This is a genomic window from Hymenobacter antarcticus, assembly GCF_039539545.1.
In the GTDB taxonomy this organism is placed as follows: domain Bacteria; phylum Bacteroidota; class Bacteroidia; order Cytophagales; family Hymenobacteraceae; genus Hymenobacter; species Hymenobacter antarcticus.
Genome location: NZ_BAABDI010000002.1, coordinates 125,389 through 147,447, shown reverse-complemented (window position 1 = coordinate 147,447; position 22,059 = coordinate 125,389). Strand labels below are relative to the sequence as shown.

21 protein-coding genes are annotated in these 22,059 nt (G+C 63.0%); 11 read left to right on the top strand and 10 right to left on the bottom strand.

Translation table 11 applies throughout. The features are described from left to right. Positions 1-34: 34 nt before the first annotated feature. From ABD819_RS02525 to ABD819_RS02515, 3 genes are all read right to left on the bottom strand, one after another. Entirely contained in the window at positions 35-997 is a 963-nt protein-coding gene (locus tag ABD819_RS02525) for a glycosyltransferase family 2 protein (protein WP_345120631.1), read from the bottom strand. Positions 998-1,030: 33 nt separating this feature from the next. After that, a complete protein-coding gene (locus tag ABD819_RS02520; RefSeq protein ID WP_345120629.1) occupies positions 1,031-2,314 on the bottom strand; it encodes an MATE family efflux transporter in 1,284 nt (427 codons plus the stop codon). 152 nt (positions 2,315-2,466) lie between these two features. After that, positions 2,467-3,477: a GNAT family N-acetyltransferase gene (locus tag ABD819_RS02515; RefSeq protein ID WP_345120627.1), complete on the bottom strand. Its 1,011-nt coding sequence runs from the start codon at positions 3,475-3,477 to the stop codon at positions 2,467-2,469. 155 nt (positions 3,478-3,632) lie between these two features. On the opposite strand from ABD819_RS02515, the gene corA reads away from it, so the two are divergent. Further along, positions 3,633-4,838 (top strand): magnesium/cobalt transporter CorA, encoded by a 1,206-nt coding sequence (gene corA, locus ABD819_RS02510; protein WP_345120625.1) that lies wholly within the window; start codon positions 3,633-3,635, stop codon positions 4,836-4,838. Positions 4,839-4,984: 146 nt separating this feature from the next. After that, positions 4,985-5,653 (top strand): helix-turn-helix transcriptional regulator, encoded by a 669-nt coding sequence (locus tag ABD819_RS02505; protein ID WP_345120623.1) that lies wholly within the window; start codon positions 4,985-4,987, stop codon positions 5,651-5,653. 299 nt (positions 5,654-5,952) lie between these two features. Here ABD819_RS02505 and ABD819_RS02500 read toward each other — a convergent pair whose 3' ends face one another. Then, positions 5,953-8,715 (bottom strand): hypothetical protein, encoded by a 2,763-nt coding sequence (locus ABD819_RS02500; RefSeq protein WP_345120621.1) that lies wholly within the window; start codon positions 8,713-8,715, stop codon positions 5,953-5,955. Positions 8,716-9,015: 300 nt separating this feature from the next. On the opposite strand from ABD819_RS02500, the gene ABD819_RS02495 reads away from it, so the two are divergent. The 3 genes from ABD819_RS02495 to ABD819_RS02485 all read left to right on the top strand — a co-directional run bounded on the left by ABD819_RS02495 (position 9,016) and on the right by ABD819_RS02485 (position 10,588). Further along, entirely contained in the window at positions 9,016-9,600 is a 585-nt protein-coding gene (locus ABD819_RS02495) for a hypothetical protein (protein WP_345120619.1), read from the top strand. A 215-nt stretch (positions 9,601-9,815) separates the two neighbouring features. Next, entirely contained in the window at positions 9,816-10,355 is a 540-nt protein-coding gene (locus ABD819_RS02490) for a hypothetical protein (protein ID WP_345120617.1), read from the top strand. Positions 10,356-10,462: 107 nt separating this feature from the next. Continuing rightward, positions 10,463-10,588, top strand: coding sequence for a hypothetical protein (locus tag ABD819_RS02485; protein ID WP_345120615.1), 126 nt, complete (start codon positions 10,463-10,465; stop codon positions 10,586-10,588). Positions 10,589-10,600: 12 nt separating this feature from the next. On the opposite strand, the gene ABD819_RS02480 is transcribed toward ABD819_RS02485, so the two are convergent. Next, positions 10,601-11,113 carry a hypothetical protein gene (locus ABD819_RS02480; protein WP_345120613.1) on the bottom strand — a complete coding sequence of 171 codons (513 nt, stop codon included), beginning with the start codon at positions 11,111-11,113 and terminating at the stop codon, positions 10,601-10,603. Positions 11,114-11,258: 145 nt separating this feature from the next. Here ABD819_RS02480 and ABD819_RS02475 point away from each other — a divergent pair, with 145 nt between their 5' ends. Beyond that, complete coding sequence (locus tag ABD819_RS02475) at positions 11,259-12,731, top strand: APC family permease (RefSeq protein ID WP_345120611.1); 1,473 nt, start codon at positions 11,259-11,261, stop codon at positions 12,729-12,731. A gap of 301 nt (positions 12,732-13,032) precedes the next feature. Here ABD819_RS02475 and ABD819_RS02470 read toward each other — a convergent pair whose 3' ends face one another. The 4 genes from ABD819_RS02470 to ABD819_RS02455 all read right to left on the bottom strand — a co-directional run bounded on the left by ABD819_RS02470 (position 13,033) and on the right by ABD819_RS02455 (position 16,341). Continuing rightward, positions 13,033-13,764, bottom strand: a complete 732-nt coding sequence (locus ABD819_RS02470; protein ID WP_345120609.1) for a carboxypeptidase-like regulatory domain-containing protein — start codon at positions 13,762-13,764, stop codon at positions 13,033-13,035. 248 nt (positions 13,765-14,012) lie between these two features. Continuing rightward, entirely contained in the window at positions 14,013-14,441 is a 429-nt protein-coding gene (locus tag ABD819_RS02465) for a hypothetical protein (protein ID WP_345120607.1), read from the bottom strand. Positions 14,442-14,536: 95 nt separating this feature from the next. Further along, on the bottom strand, positions 14,537-15,337 hold the full coding sequence (locus tag ABD819_RS02460; RefSeq protein ID WP_345120605.1) for a DUF547 domain-containing protein: 801 nt from the start codon (positions 15,335-15,337) through the stop codon (positions 14,537-14,539). 257 nt (positions 15,338-15,594) lie between these two features. Beyond that, positions 15,595-16,341, bottom strand: coding sequence for a DUF547 domain-containing protein (locus tag ABD819_RS02455; RefSeq protein WP_345120603.1), 747 nt, complete (start codon positions 16,339-16,341; stop codon positions 15,595-15,597). A 150-nt stretch (positions 16,342-16,491) separates the two neighbouring features. Here ABD819_RS02455 and ABD819_RS02450 point away from each other — a divergent pair, with 150 nt between their 5' ends. From ABD819_RS02450 to ABD819_RS02435, 4 genes are all read left to right on the top strand, one after another. Then, positions 16,492-17,826 carry an NAD(P)/FAD-dependent oxidoreductase gene (locus ABD819_RS02450; protein WP_345120601.1) on the top strand — a complete coding sequence of 445 codons (1,335 nt, stop codon included), beginning with the start codon at positions 16,492-16,494 and terminating at the stop codon, positions 17,824-17,826. A 126-nt stretch (positions 17,827-17,952) separates the two neighbouring features. Further along, complete coding sequence (locus ABD819_RS02445) at positions 17,953-18,183, top strand: hypothetical protein (RefSeq protein WP_345120599.1); 231 nt, start codon at positions 17,953-17,955, stop codon at positions 18,181-18,183. A 78-nt stretch (positions 18,184-18,261) separates the two neighbouring features. Beyond that, positions 18,262-19,629 carry a 4Fe-4S binding protein gene (locus ABD819_RS02440; protein ID WP_345120597.1) on the top strand — a complete coding sequence of 456 codons (1,368 nt, stop codon included), beginning with the start codon at positions 18,262-18,264 and terminating at the stop codon, positions 19,627-19,629. 35 nt (positions 19,630-19,664) lie between these two features. Continuing rightward, positions 19,665-20,711, top strand: coding sequence for a formylglycine-generating enzyme family protein (locus ABD819_RS02435; protein ID WP_345120594.1), 1,047 nt, complete (start codon positions 19,665-19,667; stop codon positions 20,709-20,711). A gap of 67 nt (positions 20,712-20,778) precedes the next feature. On the opposite strand, the gene ABD819_RS02430 is transcribed toward ABD819_RS02435, so the two are convergent. Next, positions 20,779-21,234 (bottom strand): peroxiredoxin, encoded by a 456-nt coding sequence (locus ABD819_RS02430; RefSeq protein WP_345120592.1) that lies wholly within the window; start codon positions 21,232-21,234, stop codon positions 20,779-20,781. Positions 21,235-21,329: 95 nt separating this feature from the next. On the opposite strand from ABD819_RS02430, the gene ABD819_RS02425 reads away from it, so the two are divergent. Continuing rightward, a complete protein-coding gene (locus ABD819_RS02425) occupies positions 21,330-22,028 on the top strand; it encodes a glycosyltransferase family 2 protein (RefSeq protein ID WP_345120590.1) in 699 nt (232 codons plus the stop codon). Positions 22,029-22,059: the final 31 nt, after the last annotated feature.

Sequence of the window (22,059 nt, the reverse complement as noted above, 5' to 3'; positions counted from 1 at the left end):
GGAGCCAACGGGGCTCCGGGTAGTTTGCTCAAAATTACTTGCTATTCCTGGCAAACAAGCGGCTCCAGGTCGCGAGGGCGTGGTCGGGCAGCGTGGGGCGGGTGGTTTGGCGCAGCAGCCCGAACAACTCCCGGGCTTCGGCGTGTCGATGGCGGCGCACGGCCTGGCGCAGCTCCCAGCGCAGGCGGGTGGCCAGGGCGGCGTGCTCGGCGGGGGTGCGGGCCAGGGCCAGGGCTTTTGCGCAGACCCGGATGGTGGATGCCAGGTAGGGGTCGTGGCGGCGGTAGGCTTTGGAGCTCATGCTGCGCGGGTGCTTGCGCTTGCGGGTCGTCACGGCATCCTGGTACAGAAACTGCCATTCGCGGCTGGCCCGCACCCAGAAATCAAAGTCCTCATAGGCCAGGGTTTCGTCGTAGCCGCCCAATTGTGCCAGACAGGCGCGGCGCATCATCATGGTGGGCGTGCTGATGAAGTAGCGCCGCAGCACCTCGGCAAAAACCCAGCCGCTGGTGGGCGACGGCAGCAGCCCGCCGTGGCCATCGGGCCGGTGGTGCAGGCCCAGCAGCTGGCCGTCCTCGGCTATCAATTCGGCATTGGAATACACCATGCCCACCGTGGAGTCGTTCTGCCGGAAAGCCGCCACCTGCTGCCCTACCCGCTCAGGCAGCAGCACGTCATCGGTGGCAAAATCAATCAGAAACTCGCCCCGGCTCTGACGAAAAGCCAGGTTGAAGGCGCGGCAGTTGCCCACGTTCTCGCTGAGCAGGTGCAGGTGCCAGCTGGGGTGCCGGGCGGCGTATTCGCGCAGGATGGCGGGGCTGTCGTCGGTGCTGGCATCGTCCACGAGCCACACTTCCAGATGCGGGTAGGTCTGGGCCAGGATGGAATCCAGGGCCTCGCGCAGGAAGGGAGCGTGGTTGTGGCACAGCGCCACAATGGTCACCAGTGGCGCTTCGCTCAATGGGGAATCCGGAAGGAGGAATGAAGAATCGGGCATGGGCAATAACGGCAAATGAAAGGTTGAAAATTTTCATCGTTCATTCTTCATTCCAAAATAATACGCTCCGCAGGCCAGCAGCAGCAGGCCGTAGCGCCCGGCGTGGGCCAGCACTGCTCCTTCCAAGCCGAAGCGCGGCAGCAGCACCGCCAGCAGCGCCGCGAACACAGCCGCTGAGGCGGCCTGCACCGCGATGTAGGGCCCCGTGCGCGCCCGGGCCGTGAGCTGAAAAATGAACACCCAGCTGAGCAGCTTGGCCCAGTCGCCGAGCAGCTGCGGGGCCAGAAACTCCCGGGCCCCCAGCAGCTGCGGGGCAAACAGCAGCGGCAGCAGCCAGTTGCGGCAGGCAAAAATCAGCCCCAGGCCCAGGGCCAGCACCGGGGCCAGCAGCCCCAGCACGCCGCGCAGGTAGGCCCGCGCCGCCAGCGGCTGCCCGGCCAGCGCCGCCAGCCGGGGGTAAAACACGCTGCTCATCACCGCCGCGAATACCATGGTGTAGTTGTCGGAGAGCTTGGCCACGGCCTGCCACAAGTCGGTGCGGGCCGGGCCATACGTTTGCAGCAGGTAGCCGCGCAGCACGAAGTCCACGGCTTTGCCAAACAGCAGCGTGCTCACGGCCATGAGCAGGAACTGGCCCAGGCCGCGCAGCGCCGCCCGGCTCACGGGTGCGGCCAGCCGCAGATGCCGCAGCAGGCCCGCCCGCGCCGCCAGCCCCAGCGCCGGCAGCAACGTGAGGCCCTGCGCTAGCAGATAGGCTAGCAGCACGGAATTGAGCGGCCAGCCCTGCCACAGCGCCCCGGCCACGGCCCCCGTGCCCAGCCCGGCCACCAATACCGACAAGCCAATGTAGGCCCGCAAGCGCCCGGCGGCCAGCAGCGCCGCCCCCAGTAGTGCCTGCCCCGTGAGCATGGCAATGCCCACCAGCAACGCCGCGATGCTGAACCCATTCCAACCCGGCAGGCCCCGAACGGCCAGCACCAGCCCCCCGGCCACCAGGGCGGCCGCGTTCAGCACGGCGGCGGCCCCCAGCCACAGGCGGTAGCGCGGGCTGCCGGGTCGCAGCGGCGCGAGGTATTTCACCACGCCCACGTGCACGCCGTCGTTGGGCAGGGCCGTGAGCAGCGCCATCAGGTTCTGGAACTGGGCCAGCAGGGTGAGGCCGCCGGCTGGCGCGTAGGTGGCAAACAGCTTGTTGATGACCAACGCCCCGGCGGCGCGGGCTACCACGGCCACGCCCGTTCCCAACGAGCCGCGCAGGAAGTGCCGCCAGATGGGCGGCGGGGTGGTAGGGTGAAGTACGGGTGGCGTGACAGACATAGAGCGGCTTTCAGGTTGGTGTACAGAGTTAAAAGTTGAGGGTTAAAAGTTAAAACTCAATCCATCTGCTTTTTAACTTTTAACTCTCAACTTTTAACTCCGTCTATGAACTTGGAAACTGCTTTAGGTGGCAAATAATGGCAACTCCTTCCCTACAAGTCCCGCTCCCAGCTCAGCCGCAGGCCGGCCACGCCCCCCAGGTGCCGCTTAAAACGCAGCAGCGAGGCATTGGGGCTGCTATCGAGGGTAGAAGTGCCGAGGTCGAGCACGGCCAGGTCGCTGGCCCGGGCGAAGGCGTGCAGGCCCTCGTTGAGCAGCACCACCGGGCTGAAAGCATTATAGCGTAGCGGACTGGCGGGATAGAAATTATACAGCACCCGCCCGCTCACCCGAATGGCCACCGTGAGGGCCGCCCACGCGCCATCGGGCTGGCGCACCGAAAACAGGAAATGCTCGCGCGGAAACCGCTGGAACAGCTCCTGCACCCGCGCCAATGACAATGACAGCGCCTGCCCCCGCTCCTGCCGGCACGCCTCAATGAAGGCATAGGCGGCGGGCAGCAGAAACGGGGGCTCCTGCTCGAAATGCAGGCCGTGGCGGCGGCACTTGTGCAGCCGCCGCCGCTCGGAGGGGTGCAGGTGGGCTTCGTAGTCGCGGGCGGGGTCGAGGTAGTAGTTCTGCTCGGCCAGGGCCACGCGGTAGCCGCGCTGGCGCAGGGTTTCGGCCAGGGTGGCGGCCCCGGCGGGGTCGTAGGCAAAGGGGTAGCCGCGTAGTGAAAAGCGCTGTAATCCGCGCCCGGCCAGCTCCCTTTCGGCCGCGTTCAGCAGCTGGTGCAGCGCGGCTGGCGATAAGCCCGGGGCCAGCTGCACCGCCCCAAAAGGGGCCTGCGCGGGGCTGTGGGCCACCTGCGCCCGCGCATCGACGGCAACGTGCAGCTGCGCTACGGTACGGCCGCTCACCGCGTCTTCCAGATAAAAGCTTAGTACCAAGCCACTTTGGGGCGCAAGGGCCTGGTGCTCGGGGCGCAGGTATAAAAAAGGCTCAAAGGCCAGCGGCAGCGGCGGCGGCACTGGCCCAGCCGGCCCACTTTCGGCCATGCGCACCGCGTAGGTGCCGGGCACGGGCACTGCCCCAAGAACAACTGAAGAATCCGTACTTTTCAAACCGTAATTTCGTGGCCCTGCCGGCAAAGTACGGCACGGAACGGCCGGCTACCATGCCGCGGCCCCCTGATAACTATTGGCGCGGCATCTCCAGCTTCCCGCCATGCGTAGGGAGCGCAGTTGCGCTTTTGTTCCCGTTTTCTTCTTTTACCCGCATGAATCCGCTCAGCTCCCCACCCTCCGAAGCGCCCAACCGCTCGCCGGCCCTGGCCGACAGTGATAGCCCCGTGGGCTACACCGTCACCGACCGCGAGGCCACCCGGCAGGCGCGGGAGCAGCAGGTGGGCCAGCGCCCCGGCACCCTCAACGTGCGCGAAGGGGCCCTCAAGCCCCGGCTGTTTCTCATGTCGTACACCGAATCATCCTTCGTGGAAGAAGAATATACTGACCGTTACGACGAGCTGATTACGCAGCTGCGCGATAACCCCGACCTCAAGCACTGGATTGACGTGCGCGGCTACGGCAACCTGGCCCTGATGGAGCAGCTGATGCAGGATTTCGGGCTGCACCCGCTCCAAATGGAAGATGTGCTCAACGACTACCAGCGCGCCAAGCTGGAGGTGTTTGACGATAACCGCCTGTTCATGGTGTCACGCATGACCGATTTCACCCGCAACTTCGAAATCGACGACGACCAGCTCTCCCTCTTCACCGGCCCGAACTACGTCCTCTCCTTTCAGGACGATTACGATGACTGCCTCAACTCGCTGCGGGTGCGCATTCGGGCCAATTTCAGCACCCTGCGCCGCCGGCCGGTACTCTACCTGGCCTACGCCCTCACCGATGTGGTGCTCGACCACTACTACCCCACCATGGCCGCCATCGGCGACTACGTTGAGGAGCTGGAAGAAGCCATTTTTGCCGATAAGCGCCCGCGTCGGCTGCTTAATCGCATTCTGCGCATCAAGAAAGACGTGGTGCGCTTCCGCCGGCTGGTGTACCCGGAGCGGGATAAAATCGCGGAAATCCTGCGTCTGCCCGAAGAAATAATGCCCGAGGAGCTCAAAATCTTCTACCGCGACGCCTACGACCACGCCATTCAGGCCCTGGACCTGGCCGAAAGCTACCGCGACAACATTACCTCCCTCACCGACCTCTACATGTCGGACCAGGGCAATCGCATGAACGAAGTGATGAAGGTGCTGACCATGATTAGCACCATTTTTATCCCCCTCAGCTTTCTGGTGGGCCTGTACGGCATGAATTTCCAGCGCGAAAACCCCGACGGCACCATCAACCACCTCAACATGCCCGAGCTGTATCAGCCCTGGGGCTACCCCCTGGTGGTGGGCGTGATGGTGCTGGTCGTAATCAGTCAGTTCGTGTATTTCTACCGCAAAGGCTGGCTCACGAACCGGTAGGGCCGACAGCCCCGGATTTGGGTAAAAAAAAGCCACAACGGCCAGTTAGGGAATCAGCCGCCGCGCACTAACTTGCCGCCCTGCTATTGTGCCAACTCCGCACCGGTAGCCTGTCCGTTTTTTCATTCCGCCTTTTCATCCCACCCATGACCGATGACCAGCTCATTGCCCACCGCATTGCTGAAATCGCGGCTTTTGCCGATGCATACCCCGGCACGGTCATCATCCTCAGCGGTGATGCCCGCCGGGTGCTCCACATGTCGGCCCGGGGCCTGCGCGAGCTGGGCGCTACCCTGCCCGAGCTCACGGCCATGGGCGAAGAATACTACGCCCGCTACTTCAACCCCGACGAGGCGCACGAATACGTGCCCAAAGTGGTAAACCTGCTGGAGCGCAACGACCTGAGCCATACCGTCACGTTCTTTCAGCAGGTGCGTACCGGACCCGCCCGCGAGTTTGTGTGGCACCTGAGCACGGCCCGCCTCCTGGCCAAGAATGCCGCCGGCCAGCCCCTGCTGGTTATCTGCTTTTCCGCGCCCATCGACCCCAAAAGCCACATTACCGCCAAGGTGCAGCGCCTGCTCGACGAAAACACCTTTCTGCGCGAGAACTCGGCCACCTTTGCCAGCCTCACCACCCGCGAGCGCGAGGTGCTGGGCTGCCTGGCCCTGGGCCACAGCTCGCCCGAAATCGCCGTTGCCTTCAGCATCTCGGCCCAGACCGCCGATACCCACCGCCGCAACATCCGCCAGAAGCTGGGAGCCGCCAGCAGCTTCGATTTGGGGCAGTATGCCCGGGCATTCAACCTGATTTGAGGACCGGACCGGTTTGGCAGCCGTAGCGCGCGGGAACCAGGCCGGCCGGCGTGGGCCAGATGGATAATAGAAGATAGACTTGTTCCCGAATAAGTAATAATGAAAAAAGAACGTCATGCTGAGCGCAGCCGAAGCATCTCTACCGCTTTGGTGCAGTAGCATTGATTACTAATGCGGTAGAGATGCTTCGGCTGCGCTCAGCATGACCGCTGAATTTGCCCTTTTCTGTATTTAGGAACAAGTCTGATGTCTACATCGGCGATACCTCCCCACCCCCGCAGCGGCGGCTGATGCGCCCGCTACAGGGCCACTTTCAGCTCGGTGCGGCGCAGCTCGCGGCCCACGATGCGGACCAGCTGATAGGTATCGGTGGTGGCATCGTAGCTCATGCCGACGCCGGTGCCCGTGCTGGGCAACGCCGCGCCGCCCAGTAGCTGGCCTTTGTTTTCATAGAGAAAAACCTGGCCCGGCCCGGGCTCCGTGACGGCGACCATACGCCGGCCGGGGCCGAAATCGAAGAGCTGCACGGGCTTGAGGCCCGACGTGACAAAGCGCTGGGTGAAGAGCGGCGCGGCCTGGCTGGGCAGGTACACATCGAGCTGGTTGCCATCTTCCCGGGTTAGCACGAAGCTGCGGCCGCGGGCGTCGGGCACGAGCAGGAAGCGGGCGGTGCGGCTCCAGGTGGCCACGCGGCGGCGCGTGAGCACGTCGCCGCTCAGCGTGAAGGTCACCAGCTCGCCGTGCTGGTTCACCATGCTAAGCCGGGAGCGGCCGAGCGTGCTGCCCGCCTGCACCAGGATGCCGCCCGCCAGCCGCGCCCCCAGGCTCACGGGAAACCCCGGAAACAGGTTGCCCTGGCCGTCGAAGGCGTACACGTAGCCATTTTGCAGGGGCACCACCACCACGTCGCGGCCACTCACGCGGAGCACGGCGGGCGCGCCCGCCAGCGGGAAGTCGAGCCGCTTGGGCTGCCAGCCCGGAAACAGCCGGCCTTGGGCATCGAGGAGCAGCAGGTCGCCGCCGGCCGTGGCGGCCAGCAGGCGGGCGGGCACATCGGGGCCGGCGTAAGCGGGTATCAGCCTGGCTACGCGCACGGTATCGGGCAGATGCAGCGGAAACGGCAGCACCTCGCGGCCGTCATTACCCAGCAGATGCAGCAGGCTACCCGCGCCCAGCAGCAGTCCGCCGGGCCGGCGGCTGGCGGCCGGCAGCAGGCTCAGGCCCACCGCCGGCCCGGCCAGCGTGTCGGACCACAGCACGGTGTTATCGGCCGTCACGTAATGCAGCGTAGAGGCCGAGTCCTGCACGACCACGGCCGGAATGCGGGTGCCCGCCGCCGCGAGCAGCGTGGGCTGCCCCACCAGCAGCTGCTTGAAGGCCAGTACCCGGCCATTGGCAATTGCGCTGCCGGCCTGGGCCACGGCCGGGCCCAGGTCGGGATGGCGCAACAGCAGCTGCGTAAAATATTGCGCCTCGGGCGCTGCCTCATTGTCGGCGGGCACCAGCTGAAGGGCAATCTGGGGAAAGCGTTTGAACAGCGCCTCGTTGCGCAGCAAACCGGCCCGCCGCTCTTCGGTGAGCACGCCCAGCAGGGCATTCCAGCTGTTGCGGGTATCAATAATCATGCTCAGGCGGGCCCTGGGCAGGGTTTCTTGCAAAAAGGAAACCTGCGCCGGCGTCTGGGCCCAGGTGCGGTCGGCCACTACATCAGCCAGGTAGCCGTTCAGGGTTTGCTCATCGGCCAGCACCAGATAGTTGCCCACCAGCACGCCCGCATTGGCCCGGGCCTCAGCCCCCTGGGGCCCGGCAGTAGCCAGCAGCGGCCCCAGCACGGCGGCCTCCGAAAAGCCCACGGGGTGGATTTCATAGGGCCCGACTTTGGTGAAGGCCGGCGAGTTGCCATCGATTCGGCGCAGGCGGGCCAGCCAGCGGGCGGTGCGGGCGGGGGCCGGGCACTGCACCATAGCCAGGCGGCCCGGCTGGCGGCCCGCCGCCGGAGCGGCCAGGTAGGCCACCGCCATTTCACCGCCGAAAGTGGCCCGCAGGCTATCGAGCGCCGCGTCGCGGCCCAGAGAATCCGCGAGCGGGCGGCCCGGCCGGGGCCAGGTGCGGGCGGGGTCGGCGGCCAGGTGCAGCAGCAGGGCGGTACGGGTGCTGAGCAGACTCATCAGGCCCAGGGGCTGGGCAGGCTGGCCGCGCAGCCGCTGCTGCAAGGTGCCCCTGGCCGTTTCGGGGTTCGAAAAGCCCTGCATTTGCACGCGGCTGCCGGCCAGCTTCACCCCCAGCAGGCCCTGCGACACCAGACCAGTGAGCTGGTCGAACTGCCCGTGCATCTCGGGCCGGAACAGCACGTCGAGAAACTGCGGCAGGCGACGGTAATTAAGCAGCAGCGAAGCATCCACGCCGCGCAGCTTCAGCAAATCGGTGGAGCTGAACGCGGCCAGCACGGTGGGTTGCCCGGGGCGGGCCAGCCGACGTACCACGGCCTCTATCAGCCCCGGTTTAGTGCTGATGAGCAGGTGGTTGCGGTAGTTGAGTACCGTAATGCTTTTTTCGGTGCGCTGCTCGGTGAGCACGCTGAACTCCTGGCCTTCGTAGTCGCGGGTGGTGAGGCGGTAGCGCGGGTCGCGGCCCAGGGTTTCGAGCAGGCCGCGCACCTGCCGGTACTCGCTCACCCGGCGCAGCGGCACCTGGTACAGCACGTCGAACTCACCCGGCCCGGTCACGTGCACCGAGGTGATAATCAGCTTGCGGCCCAGCAGGTTGATGAGCGTGTTGCGGCGGCGGGCGCTGCCCCCGGCGATGCTATCGGCCAGGGCCAGGTGGCCGGCGGCCTGCTGGAAATAGCGCACGGCCGTGAGGTTGTCCCAGAGGTCGGTTTCCTGCAGGTGGCGCACCAGGGCGGGGTGGTCGTGGGTGCTGAGAACCAGCACGGCATCATCGGGCACCAGGACGTAGGGGTCCAGGGGCACGGCCGCCAACGTGCGCCGGTAATAAACAAAAGTGGCCAGCGCGAGCAGCAGCAGCAGCGCCGTGAGTAACGCCAGAAGCTTTCGGGACATTGCGAAGGGAAGCGGATGACGGGCGACGAAAGTACGGCGCGGGGCCCGTTACTCCCCTCCTTACCAAGGAGGGGATGTTCGAGCCGCAGGCTCGGACGGGGGTGGTGCCACCGGAGGGGGGGGGGGTGAACGACACCCGAACAACTCGCTGCCGTATCGTGCAACCAGCGTGCAACGCCCTAACCACCCCCGTTTCAGCTTCGCTGAAACATCCCCTCCTTGGTAAGGAGGGGAGTGTGCTGTTCATTCCTCCCCGATGCACCGTACCTTGCTGCTACACCCCGCTCCTGCCGCCCACCCATGAAGCCCCGGCCTATCCGTTTCCTCCTCAAAGCCGCCTGTGCGGTGGCGCTGCTGGCCCTGCCGGCCTGCTTCCAGCTGCGCGAGCCCGAGCCCTCGGTCACGTCCAGCGAATGGATTCAGCCCACGCAGATTGATATTCTGCTGGCTAACTTCAGCACCGCCGTGCAGCGCGTGAACGTGGCCAACTACGAGCGCAGCTTCAGCGGACCCAACTACCGCTTCGTGCCCGACCCCACCAGCGCCGGCTCCGCGCCCGGCCTCTTCGCCAACTGGAGCGTGGCCGAGGAAACCACCTATTTCAGCAGCCTGCGCCGCCGCTCGGTTCCCACGGTTTCCAATTCGCTGGTCCTCACCAACCGCCGCGACCAGCTCTATACCGCCGACTCGGTGGAGGTTTCGGCCCTGTACCAGCTGCGCATCACCCAGCAGGACACGGCCTTTCGCGCCGGCCTGCTGCAAGGCAACATCCGCCTGATTCTGCGCCGCCGCAACAACGAGTGGCGCATTATTGCCTGGCGCGACCAGCGCACCGGCCCCGGCCTCTGCTGGACGGATTTGAAGAAGTACTTCATCTCGAACTGACGCACCTGTCATCGCGAGGAGGCACGACATTTATTCACCGTTGTTACGCAGTGTCTTCGTTCAAGCGCCGCTTGGGGTGTAGCGCGGACTTTGTAGTCCGCGTCCCCGCGCCATTAAACCCGCTCGAACGGCGCAGACTCGCGGACTACAAAGTCCGCGCTACATTTCGCTGCGTAACAGCAGTTATTCATTAAGCAAAGCGTATATTTCGCCTCATGAAGCTGCCGCCGCGCCCGTCGTTTCCTGTTTTGCTGCTCGGCGGCATCGTGCTGCTGCTCACGGTGCCCGCCTGCAACCCCTTCGCGCCGGCCCTCGATGAGGTGGTCATCGACCAGAACCAGCTGCTGGGTAACCCCGTCACGGTACGCGGTTTTTTCGACCGGTTTCGGGCGTCGTATCAATTGCGCGACTCCACGCTCTACGGACAGCTGCTCTCGCCGAAGTTTCGCTTCACCTACCGCGACTTCGCCGCCAACGTGGACCGCTCCTGGACCCGCGACGTGGATGCCAACACCACCTACCGCCTCTTCCGGGCCGCCCGCTCCACCAATTTGCAGTGGACGCAGTACCTGCCCAGCTCCGACACGATTTCGTCGGACACGCTGGCCAGCGTGGAACGCTCCTTCCTGCTCACCATCGAGCAGCGGGATAATGAGCGGTTCTCGGGCTCGGGCACGGCCCGGCTGGTGCTGGTGCGCAAAAACCGCAACGACCCCTGGCGCATGCGCAGCTGGTACGACCGGAGCGAGTTTTAAGTAGCCGGACATGCGTAGTCAGTAAGCAAACATGACGTCAATTATTTATTGACAGCATTTTGATATTCGACTACTGACTACCAAATACTTGCAGCCTCTACCTGGATTTGGGCGACAACTACACGCAGGCGGGCCAGAACGCCGCCGCCAACCAGCAGTGGGCCACTGCGCAGCGGCTCGGCAATGCCGAAGCCGCCGAGCGGATTGCGGCCAAATTCCGCGCCGCGCTCTAGCCGGGAGTTGGGTTACCGGCGCTTGCGCAGGGCAAGCACTTTGCCCCAGGGTACCGGCCGATAAATGGCACTCAGCGAATCGGTGGGCACATCGGCGCGGAAAGTGCCGGCTGGCCGACCATTATAGGTTATTTCCAGGGCTGCCAGGGCCGGGCCGAAGCCGCAGGGGTCGTCGGCCGGCGCGGGGCCGTAGCGCAGCTGCACCATCACGGTATCGAGGTCGGTGGTACTGATGCGCAGTAGGTGGGTTCTCATCAGCCGGCCGTCCACAACAACCGGCCCCACCCGGAAGCCCGTCCTGAACCGGGTGGCGGGGCGAGCGGGCCCAAACGCAGATGCCAGTAACCGCAAGGAGTCACCCGGCGGGCGGCCCGGGCCGGCAAACCAGTCGCGGCCAGTTGCCGCGTCCACGATTTCATAAGTCACGAACTTACCCAGGGCGGGGTCCCCACACAATGGCTCTTTGTGGCAGCCGGCCAGTGTGCTGACTGAAATAATGAGGGCGAATGGTCGAAGTAAGCGCATCAGTCAAGTGAAAAGGCAGGGTTGAAATTAGGATTTATTACCTGACCTTCGCCGGGGGTGAACGGTTGCTTTACCCGGCCCACGGCAGCCAGTTCTGACGCTCCGCTCTATCTTCCCGGCTCCAAAAGCTGCTTTTTCTTATTCAATGACCGAACCGCAACCCTCTCAGCCCCATTTTAAACGGGCCATCAATCTTTTCGATGCCATTATGCTCGTCACGGGCAGCATGATTGGCTCGGGCATCTTCATCGTCTCGGCCGATATCTCGCGGCAGGTGGGCAGCGCCGGCTGGCTGCTGGTAGTATGGCTGCTCACCGGCTTCATCACCATGGCCGGGGCCATCAGCTACGGCGAGCTGGCCAGCATGTTCCCCAAGGTGGGCGGGCAATATGTGTACCTGCGCGAGGCCTTCGGGCGGCTCACGGCCTTCCTATACGGCTGGACGCTGTTTCTCGTGATTCAGACCGGCGTGATTGCGGCCGTGGCCGTGGCCTTTGCCAAATTTACGGGTGTGCTGGTGCCGTTTTTCAGCGTGAAGAACCTGCTGTTCCAGGCCGGCAGCTTCGAGTTCAGCAGCGTGCAGCTGCTGGCCATTATCCTCATCATCGGCATCACGGCGCTCAATGCGCAGGGTGTGCGTACCGGCAAGCTCATTCAGAACGTGCTGGGCAGCACCAAGCTCATTGCTCTGGCGCTGCTCATCATTTTCGGCGTGGCGCTGGGCATGAACCACGACGCCATTGCCGCCAACTTTGCCGACCTCTGGACGGCCACGCGCTACCCGGCGCCCGGTGTGAGCGCCCTGCCCATTCCCATTAGCGGCAGTGCGCTGGTCATTGCCGTTGGCATGGCCATGACCGGCTCCCTGTTCTCCTCCGATTCGTGGAACAACATCGGCTTCGCGGGCGAGGAAATTCAGGACCCCGAGCGCACGCTCGTGCGCAGCATGGCCATTGGCACGGCCATCGTCACGGCCCTCTACATTCTCATCAACGTGGTGTACCTGCTGGTGCTGCCCCTGCACGGCTCGCCCGAGGCGGCCACCGTGGCCGGCCGCGGCATCCAGTATGCTACCGACGACCGGGTGGCCACGGCCGTGGCCGAATCGGTGCTCGGCGCGCCCGGCGCTTACATCATGGCGGTGCTCATCATGCTCAGCACGTTCGGGGCGAATAACGGCATCATTCTCAGCGGCTCGCGGGCGTATTTCGCCATGGCCAAGGACGGCCTGTTCTTCCCTGGCCTGGCCCGGCTGAACGGGGCCGGCGTACCCGGCCGCGCCCTCTGGGCCCAGTGCCTGTGGGCCTGCCTGCTCTGCCTGAGCGGCTCCTACGGCCAGCTGCTGAACTACGTGATGTTTGCCGTGATTCTGTTCTACGTCGTCACCATCATCGGCATTTTCGTGCTGCGCCGCACCCGGCCCGAGGCCCCGCGCCCCTACCGCGCCTGGGGCTACCCGGTGGTGCCGGGCCTCTACATTTTGCTGGCCTCGGCGTTCTGCATCATCCTGCTCATCGCGCCCGACACGGCCGAATTCTCGCGCCGCGGCCTGGGCCTGGTCGCGCTGGGCCTGCCGGTGTACTTCCTGTTTGGCCGCCGGTTTGGCAGCAAAGCGTAGTTAGCGGTTGATGGCAAATGGTTGCGGACCTGTGCGGAAGTAAGCGTACTCGAGTCGGGCCTGCCGGTCTGACCGCCCTAGGCGGTCCGACCGGTTGAAGCAACAACGATTTCGGCCCAACGACAACCGGTCGGACCGCCTAGAGCGGTCAGACCGGAGCATACGCTTATCTTTTGCACAAGCACTTACTGCCATATTTTCGCATAAAAAAGGGCCTCCCGCATTGGAAGGCCCTTTTTTAATACTGGTAACGGAGGCGTATACCGATTAACCACTAATCATTAACCACTAACCGTTAAGACTAGCGGCGCTTGCGGCCGGCTTTGGCGCGGGGCGTGAGGGTCACATTCACGGGCTGGATGCCACGGGTGCGCACTACTTCGTCGTCGTAGCCGCCGTAGCCATACACGAGGGTATTATCGGTTCCGGCGGGCACTTCCAGGGTATAGTTGCCACTGGCATCGGTGCTGGTGGCTTTGCTGCTGCCTTTGAGCATCACGGTGGCACCCACCATGGGACGGCCGTTCTCGTCCTCAATCTTGCCCGACATCGTTACGTTAGTGGGGGCGGCGGGCTCGGGAGCAGCCACTGGCGCAGCGGCAACGGGCTCGGGGGCCGCCGCTGGCGCAGCAGCCGGAGCGGCCGCCACGGGGGCCGGAGCGGCACTGGCCGCCGCAGTAGCAGCACGGGTAGCCGTTGGCTTGTCGGCTACTTTTTCGGCTTTTTCATCGTCGGCATCGCCAGCGGCGGCGGGAGCGCCTTTGAGGCCAGCGGCAATGCTGTCAGCAGACGTAGGCACGGTGGCAGTCACGGCCGCACCGTCGAGCATGAAGCTGGGCGTAACGGACGACAGACCGCCCGAATTGCCATTTCCCTTGGGCAGCGCCACGTAGCCAATTATCAGCACCAGCAGGCCGGCCACCAGGATGTAGAGCAGCTTGTTGTTACCGCCCGAGGCAACTTCTTCATCCTGAGCATCAAGATTGGGGTCGTACTGCTCGTCGGATGCTTCGGGTAGATTTTCTGATTTCATTCGATTAAAATAAAGGGTGGTACGGGTTAATTGAGCGGCTGCAAAAACGATTTGGACCTAAAAGCCATTTTGGCAAATAGGCTGTGCAAGTTACCCTTTTGTAGCGTTATCCGCATCGTCTTTCCTATTTTTCTGCCTACGCCAATTTTCCCACCCTTTGCGGCAGCAAAAAGCGGGGCCGGGGCCCAAAGCAACTTGCCTTGGGCTCCGGCCCCGCTGCCGGGGTCTGGCTGGGTGAAGCTAGCCGACTATTCCTCGGCAGGCGCTTCGCCGCTGATGGACAGTGGTGGGCCGCTGAGCGTTTTATCACCAAACTTCTGCTCGCGGGTGCGCAGGTTGTGGTCCAGCTCGTAGCTGCCTTCTACCTCGAAACCCGGGCCTTGCGCCTGCTCGCCGGCGTTGACGTGGTCGTTGCCGCCTTGAGGGGTGGTTTCGGACCCGCCAATGTGCAAATTTTCGAGCTGGTCTTTCTGGTTATTGCGCTGGGTATACCCGTTGGCCCCGGTGTTGCGGGCCGCGCTGGGGTCGTTCGAAGACTTGCCGTTGCTCTGGTCCTGCTTGTACTCTTTCTGGCGTTCCAGCTCTTCGTTCTGCGGCAGGTTCTTGTTTTCGGTAATGTCGGCGTGCTCACCTTCGCTGGGCGACGTGCCGTTGCCGGAAAAATCATCAGGTATCATAGTCAGGAGGAAAATGAGTGAGAATACGTAGTTAATTAGCTTACGAATCCCCCCCCTTTCCGTTACGCTGGCCAGGCTGTTGCCATTCTGCGGCCTTATTTGGGCTGTAACTCGGCCACGCTGCTGGGCAAGAGTTTCTGGTCATTCAGGCTCCAGTTGTAGGGGTAGTATTCCACCGTGTACCAGGTTGGGAGGCGGTCTTCTTGGCGGAATTTGTTCACGTACATCACCCCCGAGCTGCCGCTGGCGCTGAAATCGGAATCATACCACTTGAAGATTTCGGGCAGCAATACCTTCTTGGTAGCCGGGTCTACTTTCACGTAGTTGGGGTCGAGCAGGGCAAACCTGGCCTGGTTATTCAGCTGCACAAACAGCTCTTTGCCCACGTAGGCCGCCCGGCTCAGGCGGGGGCAGCTGTTGGTGCCGCACACCAGCGCGAAGTGCAGGCGCGGGTCGTCGTAGATTTTGCGCAGCTTATCGGTTTCAATCTGGTCGAGGGTGAGCTGCTGACCCGCGATAGACAGCTGGGTGCGGTTGAAAAAGCCCGGCATGTCCTGCACCGAAGTAAGCGGGTAGTGGGCCACGATTTCGCCAATCACCAGCACGTTGTAGGCGTTGAGGTAAAAGGCGTACTGGTCGGCCATGTTGGCTTTGGCCACGTCGAAAGCCGCAATTTCTGCCAGCAGATTAGCCAGCTGCCCCGGATTTCGCTGAATGGCCTGGTAGTTTACCTTGCCTTCCTTATCCACGAATTTATGCAGAAATGCCGTGGTATGAGCGGTAATAACTGAGGTGCTGGGCGGCGTGGCCGCCTGGACTTGGGTAGTGCCCGCAAGCAGCCAGCAAATACTCAGTAAACCCATCCAAAACCGAGTTGAAGAGACGAAGTGTTTCATTGACGAGAAGGATAAAATTGGTGAGCAACCTGGAAGTTACTCAGCCACTCAGGCTTTGGATTCAGCCTTTTTTACTTTCCCATTTTGACACTCCGGCCCTCATCCAAAATCAGCAAATCCCAGTCAAAAAGGAATTACCGGTGGATTCCATTCCCAAAAATAGTCTGATTTATTTTGCGTAAGCCCACCGCTGGCGGTGATTATACCCAGCTAAATGCCCCCTTCCCAATACCCCGACGGTGCCCGGCCTGAGCCCGTTATTTCTGGCTGTTCAGCGCCCAGTCGTACACGTAATAATCAACGGCGTAGGTGGCCGGAATGGTTTTGCCCTCCCGGAACTGGTTGACGTAGGCCACCCCGGTTTTGCCACTGGCTTTGAAGTCGGCTTCGTACCACTTAAAAATCTGCGAGAGCTGCACTTTGCGCGCTTTGTTGTCGACGCGGATGAACGTGGGGTCTTGCAGCACTTTGCGGGCCTGGGTGGTCAGCTGAGCGTCGAGCTGGGTGGCGGCGTAGGCCGTACGGCTGAGGCGGGGGCAGCCTTTGGCTCCGCACACCAGGGCAAAATGCACGCGCGGGTCGGCGTAGGGCTGGCGCAGCTTTTTGGCTTCGAGGTCGTTGAGGGTCAGCTTTTCGCCGGCCACGCTCACCAGGTTTTTATCGAAGAAGCCCGGCACTTTTTCCACCGACTCCAGCGGGTAGCGCGCCACTACTTCGCCAATCACCAGCAGGTTGTAGGCATTGAGGTAGAAGGCCTCGCGCTCGGCGGGCTTGGCGGCGGCGGCATTAAAGGTTTCGACGCGGCGCAGCAAGTCCTTCAGCTCGAGCGGGTTGCGCTTGATGGCGGCGTAGTTCACGTTGCCTTCGGCGTTCACGTACTTCGCCAGGAAGGTGCTGGTACCCGCCGACAGGCTGGGCGTGGGTGGGGCATCGGCGTGCGCCAGCACTGGCGCGGCCAGCAAACAGTAGGACAGGAAGCGACGTAGGTGCGTGGCAAAAGGCATTGGAGCGGCGAAAAAGAGTGGAGGCACGGTGTAAGGATGTCGCGGCGACGGGTCTACCCTTACACTGCCGGCACAAACGTAACGCCCGGGCCCGTTGGATTGTGCCGTCCCCGCCTACATTTGGCAATTCGCTTATTTACTTTCTGTTTCATGCACCTGGTCATCATCGGCAACGGCATTACCGGAATTACCTGTGCGCTGGCCGTGCGCCGGCTACAGCCCGATGCCCGCATCACCATCGTATCGAGCGAAAGCGCGCACCACTACTCGCGCACGGCGCTGATGTACGTGTACATGGGCCACCTGCGCGCCCAGGACATCAAGCCTTACGGCGACTGGTTCTGGGATGAAAACCGCCTGAGCCTGGTGCACGCCACCGCCACGGCCCTCAATACGGCCGAAAAGCGCATCACCCTCGACAACGGCACTACCCTCACCTACGACCAGCTGCTGCTGGCCACCGGCTCCGAAAGCCGGCTCTACGGCTGGCCCGGCCAGCACCTGGCCGGCGTGCAGGGCCTCTACAACCTGCCCGACCTGGAAGCCATGACCCGCGACACCCACGGCATCAGCCGGGGCGTGGTGGTGGGCGGCGGCCTCATCGGGGTCGAGCTGGCCGAGATGCTGCACACCCGGGGCATCGAGCCCGTGGTGCTGGTGCGCGATTCCCGCTACTGGGGCACGGTACTGCCGCCCGAAGAGGCCAACCTGGTGGACCGGCAGTTTGAGGAAAACCACGTACCCGTGCGCTACGGCACCGAAATGCGCGAGATTCTGGGCGATGCCCAGGGCCGCGTACGCGCCGTGGTCACCACTGCCGGCGAGGAAATCCCCTGCCAATGGGTGGGCCTGGCGACGGGCGTCACCCCCAACCTCACGCTGGCCAAAACGTCAACCATTGAAACCGACCGGGGCATTCTGGTTGATGAGTTCTTGAAAACCAACGTGCCCGGCGTGTACGCGGCCGGCGACTGCGCCCAGCACCGCCAGCCCGCCGCTGGCGAGGTGCCCATCGAGCAGCTCTGGTATACCGGCCGCATGCAGGGCGAAACCGTGGCCCACAGCATTTGCGGGCAGCCCACACCGTATCGGCGCGGCATCTGGTTCAATTCGGCCAAGTTCTTCAACCTCGAATACCAGACCTACGGCCAGGCCCCGGCGGCGTCCACCGAGGGCCTCAGCAGCTTTTATTGGGAGCACCCGGGCGGGCGGACGGCCCTGCGCATCTATTTCCGTAGTGTAGCACCGCACGCCGTGGTGGGCTTCAACGCGCTGGGCCTGCGCCTGCGCCAGGCCGTATGCGAAAACTGGATTCGGCAGCAGGCGCCGGTGGGCACGGTAGTCGCTCACCTGGGCGCGGCTAACTTTGACCCCGAGTTTTTCCCGCAGCATGAAAAGGCCGTGGTGGCTGATTTCAACCGGCAGTTCCCCGCGCTGGCCGTGGCCCTAAAGCAGCGCAAAGGCCTGTTTTCAATTAAAAATTAAAAATGAAGAATTAAAAAACTACCGTGCAGTCTTTAAAGCATTTGGATGGTTGTTCCAGCATCCTTTTCAGGATTCAATAACTGCTGCACCACTCATCATTTTTAATTTTTAATTCCCTCCCCCCTCTTGGACTTATCTAAACTATACCGCCCGTCGGCCCTCAATAGCTTCCAGTTCATCGCCCTCACCGGCCTGCTGATGAGTGCCGGCGCTCACTTAATCCTGCACTTTGCCGTGGGCCACACCCCGGCCGGCTTCAACTGGCTGTACGTGTGCTGGACGGCTTTTTACGTCGTTGGCTCGCTCATCAACCTGTTTGGCAAGCCCGATGAGCCCCACGACCATCACCACCACTAGGAGCCGAAATCCAGGACGGTCATGCTGGACGTAGTGCAGCATGATTTATAATTTGTAACACCTTGCTGCTCTGCCTCTATGATTGCTGCTCCTGTCCTTACCACTCCGCCCCTGCCAGCATCATCGCCGGCCGAAAAGCTGACTCTGGCCATAGTAGCCGGTGGCCTGCTGGCCCTGCTCCTGGCCCTGGCCGATGCCAACCCGGAACGCCAGAAAACCTGGTTTTACCTGGCCCTGGGCCTGGTGAGCGCCGGCACGCTGGCCTGGAGCTGGCTCAAATACGGCCAGCACCCCGCCGGGGTGCAGCAGGATAACCTCTGGCTGCGGGACAGCACCGGGCGCGGGGCCATTGCCTGGGTCACGGGCCTGGTACTCACCGGTTTCTACGTGGTGCTGTACTGGTTCAGCAACAACGACGGCCAGGGCAACTTCGGCCTGCTCAACAACCTGGTGCATCCGCTCGATGGCTTCAGCCAGTGGCTGCGCGCCCGGCCTGCCGACCAGTGGTTTCTCTACGGCACCTTCTACACGCTGGCCATACTGCTGATGGGGGGCCGGGCGGTGTGGAAGTACCGGCACTCGCGCTACCAGCTTATTCGCACCGCTTCGGTCATGTTTTTCCAGCTGGGCTTTGCGTTTCTGATTCCCGGGCTGCTGCAATTATTTCAGAAACCAGAGTTTTATTTTAGCTATTTCTGGCCGCTGAAGTACGATTATCTGTTTCCCGGCACGGTCACTTCCCTGGCACAGAATGGCGGATTGGGCGTATTCATGGTGTTCTGGGGCGCGGTGCTGTCGTTTGTGGCCACGCCGGTGCTCACCTATTTCTACGGCAAGCGCTGGTACTGCTCGTGGGTGTGCGGCTGCGGTGGCCTGGCCGAAACCGCCGGCGACCCCTACCGCCACCTCGCCGACACCAGCCGCACCGCCTGGCGCTGGGAAGTCCGCATTATCTACACCGTGCTGGGGCTGATAATTGCCATTACGGCGCTGCTGTGGGTTAATTTTTATCAGCAAGGGGCCCTGTTGGGTGAGGTGGGCAACGTGGCCGCCAAGTGGTACGGCTTCGCCATCGGCGCGGTGTTTTCCGGCGTAATTGGTGTGGGTTTCTACCCCATCATGGGCTCGCGGGTGTGGTGCCGGTTCGGCTGCCCCATGGCGGCCTATTTGGGCCTGCTGCAAAAGCACTTTTCCCGCTTCCGCATCAGCACCAACGGCGCACAGTGCATTTCCTGCGGCAACTGCTCCAATGTGTGCGAAATGGGCATCGACGTGCAGCAGTACGCCCAGCGCGGCGAGCCCATCATCCGGGCCTCGTGCGTGGGCTGCGGCATGTGCAGCACCGCCTGCCCCCGCGGCGTGCTCAACCTGGAAAATGGCCCACGCGAAGGCCGGTACCAGGCCTCGCAATTGATTCACGCGGACTCACTGCGGATACTTTCCTAATCGAAAAATCCCTCTGGGGCTTTCGTACTTATTTCATGCAGCTGCGTCAATTTATCGGGCTTGGGTTTACGGGGTTACTGGGCGGGTGCGCGGCTCACCCACCTACCAGCACGTTCAACGGCATTTACAGTACCACTACGGCCCTGCGCCTGTGGCCGGGAACGGGAGCCGGTACTTTCAAAGGGTTTCCTGACGACAACGTGTTGCGTTTCAAAGCGGACCAAGCGGGCTGCGCCGATACTTTTCGGGTGCCCCCGGTTCAGCCCGCAACTGGCCCTGCCGCCGCCCTGCCCGGGATGCCCGGCGTAGTAGCCATCAATCGGGCTGGCCTCGCCATCGACGAAGCCGAAATCCCTAACCAGGAATGGCACCAATACCAATTGCATCAGCAGGCGGCGGGAGTTTCGGTGTTAAGCTTAACGCCGCAGTCTGATTCTCTGCCAGTTTCGGATTATTACACCAACCCGTTCTACACCTACTACCCGGTGGTTGGCATCAGCTACGAACAAGCCACTGCCTTCTGCCGCTGGCGCAGCGCCATGGTCACCGAAGCCCTGAATACCGCGCTGCACCACCCCGACACGTTGAGTACGGAATATATTCGCTGCACCTACCGACTGCCCACGGAGGCGGAATGGGAACTGGCCGCCCGGGCCCGCATGGGCAAGCCCTACGGCACCACCTGCCCCGAGGTGCCCGTGTGGGTGAACCCCAGGGCGGCTGCCTACCTAAAATACCGAACGGGCAGCAATGCCGAAATTGCCACTCTTGAGGCCGATATCAAAGCTTACAACAAGCGTAAGCCTTTGCGCAGCATCATCAATTATGCCCAGTCCGAGCCGTACTTTCTCGCCTTGAAAACACCCGACTACGTGTACCAGCGGCCTGCTAATTCTTTTGGTCTCTACCAGTTGCTCGGTAACGCCGCCGAAATGGTACAGGAAAAAGGCCTTACCAAAGGCGGCAGCTACCGCGCCCCGTTGGCCGCATGCACGGTTAAGTCCCGAGGTAGCTACACTGGCCCGGCCCCCACCATTGGCTTTCGCTGCGTGTGCGAAGTAGCGCTGCCAAACCGACGCTGACTCCTTGCTGCAAAACCGTGAAATAGGACGAGTTGCCGCACTGCACCCAGCTTGCCAGACGAGCCGCTTACGCGGGCAACCCCGCCAGCACTTTCTTGGCGTTGCTCACGTGGTCCGTGGCACCGCTCAGAGAATTAAAAATATACTGAACAACTCCGTTTTTGTCGATTACGAAGGTGACGCGGCCGGGCAACAGGCCCAGCAGGGCGCGCGGCACTTCGTAGAGCGTACGCACTTTCCCGTCGGTGTCGGCCAGCAGCTCGAAGGGCAGGCGGTGCTTCTGGGTGAATTTCTGATGCGACTGCTCACTGTCGGAGCTGATGCCGACGACCTCGGCCCCGAGGTCTTTGAAATCCTCGTACTGGTCCCTAAATGAGCAGGCCTGCGTGGTGCAGCCGGGGGTGTCGTCCTTGGGGTAAAAATAAAGCACCACGTGGCGGCCGCGCTGGTCGGCGAGGCGGAAAGTGGCACCGGAAGTGGTGGTGAGCGTGAAATCGGGCGCGGGTTGGCCTACCTGGAGCATACGAATGGGGAGTTGAATAATAGCTGCAAGGTAGCGGCACGGTGCTGCTTTACGGCGGCGGCGGCATCTTTGTGGCAGTCTAGCTTTTTGCCTTTATGCCCCAGCCCCGCATCAGTGTCATCATTCCCGCGCACAACGAGGCGGGAGCCATTGCCTTGGTGCTGGCCGAAATCCCGGCTGGGTTGGTTCAGGAAATCATCGTAGTCGACAACAACTCGACCGATAACACCGGCGAAATAGCCCGCGCCAACGGGGCCACCGTGCTGCGCGAAACCCGCCCCGGCTATGGCTACGCCTGCCTGGCCGGCATGGCCCACGCCTACGGCCGGCCGCAATCCGAACAGCCCGACATCGTCGTATTTCTCGACGGTGACCACTCCGATTTTCCCGAACAAATGCCTGACTTACTGGCCCCGCTCCTGCGCGGGGAGGCCGATATGGTCATTGGCTCGCGGGCGCTGGGCGTGCGCGAAAAGGGCTCGCTGCTGCCCCAGCAGCGGTTTGGCAACTGGCTGGCCTCGCGGCTGCTGCGCCTGCGCTACGGCGGCACCGTCACCGACCTGGGCCCCTTCCGGGCCATCCTCGCCCCCGCCCTGCTGGCCCTGCGCATGGAAGACAGAACCTACGGCTGGACGGTCGAAATGCAGGTGAAAGCCGCCCGCCAGGGCCTGCGCACCGTGGAAGTGCCCGTGCGCTACCGCAAGCGCATTGGCACCAGCAAGGTATCGGGCACGGTGCGCGGCACCATCGGGGCGGGCTACAAGATTCTGTGGACCATTTTCAAGTACTGGTAAGGTTGCGGGCCGCGTCCCGTCAAGCTCGCCA

Coding starts and splice junctions, on each gene's coding strand:
- ABD819_RS02490 (WP_345120617.1), top strand. CDS start 9,816: ATGAAGCTGCCGCCGCGCCCGTCGTTTCCTGTTTTGCTGCTCGGCGGC.
- ABD819_RS02475 (WP_345120611.1), top strand. CDS start 11,259: ATGACCGAACCGCAACCCTCTCAGCCCCATTTTAAACGGGCCATCAAT.
- ABD819_RS02480 (WP_345120613.1), bottom strand. CDS start 11,113: ATGCGCTTACTTCGACCATTCGCCCTCATTATTTCAGTCAGCACACTG.
- ABD819_RS02455 (WP_345120603.1), bottom strand. CDS start 16,341: ATGCCTTTTGCCACGCACCTACGTCGCTTCCTGTCCTACTGTTTGCTG.
- corA (WP_345120625.1), top strand. CDS start 3,633: ATGAATCCGCTCAGCTCCCCACCCTCCGAAGCGCCCAACCGCTCGCCG.
- ABD819_RS02470 (WP_345120609.1), bottom strand. CDS start 13,764: ATGAAATCAGAAAATCTACCCGAAGCATCCGACGAGCAGTACGACCCC.
- ABD819_RS02505 (WP_345120623.1), top strand. CDS start 4,985: ATGACCGATGACCAGCTCATTGCCCACCGCATTGCTGAAATCGCGGCT.
- ABD819_RS02465 (WP_345120607.1), bottom strand. CDS start 14,441: ATGATACCTGATGATTTTTCCGGCAACGGCACGTCGCCCAGCGAAGGT.
- ABD819_RS02500 (WP_345120621.1), bottom strand. CDS start 8,715: ATGTCCCGAAAGCTTCTGGCGTTACTCACGGCGCTGCTGCTGCTGCTC.
- ABD819_RS02435 (WP_345120594.1), top strand. CDS start 19,665: ATGCAGCTGCGTCAATTTATCGGGCTTGGGTTTACGGGGTTACTGGGC.
- ABD819_RS02425 (WP_345120590.1), top strand. CDS start 21,330: ATGCCCCAGCCCCGCATCAGTGTCATCATTCCCGCGCACAACGAGGCG.
- ABD819_RS02495 (WP_345120619.1), top strand. CDS start 9,016: ATGAAGCCCCGGCCTATCCGTTTCCTCCTCAAAGCCGCCTGTGCGGTG.
- ABD819_RS02460 (WP_345120605.1), bottom strand. CDS start 15,337: ATGAAACACTTCGTCTCTTCAACTCGGTTTTGGATGGGTTTACTGAGT.
- ABD819_RS02525 (WP_345120631.1), bottom strand. CDS start 997: ATGCCCGATTCTTCATTCCTCCTTCCGGATTCCCCATTGAGCGAAGCG.
- ABD819_RS02450 (WP_345120601.1), top strand. CDS start 16,492: ATGCACCTGGTCATCATCGGCAACGGCATTACCGGAATTACCTGTGCG.
- ABD819_RS02430 (WP_345120592.1), bottom strand. CDS start 21,234: ATGCTCCAGGTAGGCCAACCCGCGCCCGATTTCACGCTCACCACCACT.
- ABD819_RS02520 (WP_345120629.1), bottom strand. CDS start 2,314: ATGTCTGTCACGCCACCCGTACTTCACCCTACCACCCCGCCGCCCATC.
- ABD819_RS02440 (WP_345120597.1), top strand. CDS start 18,262: ATGATTGCTGCTCCTGTCCTTACCACTCCGCCCCTGCCAGCATCATCG.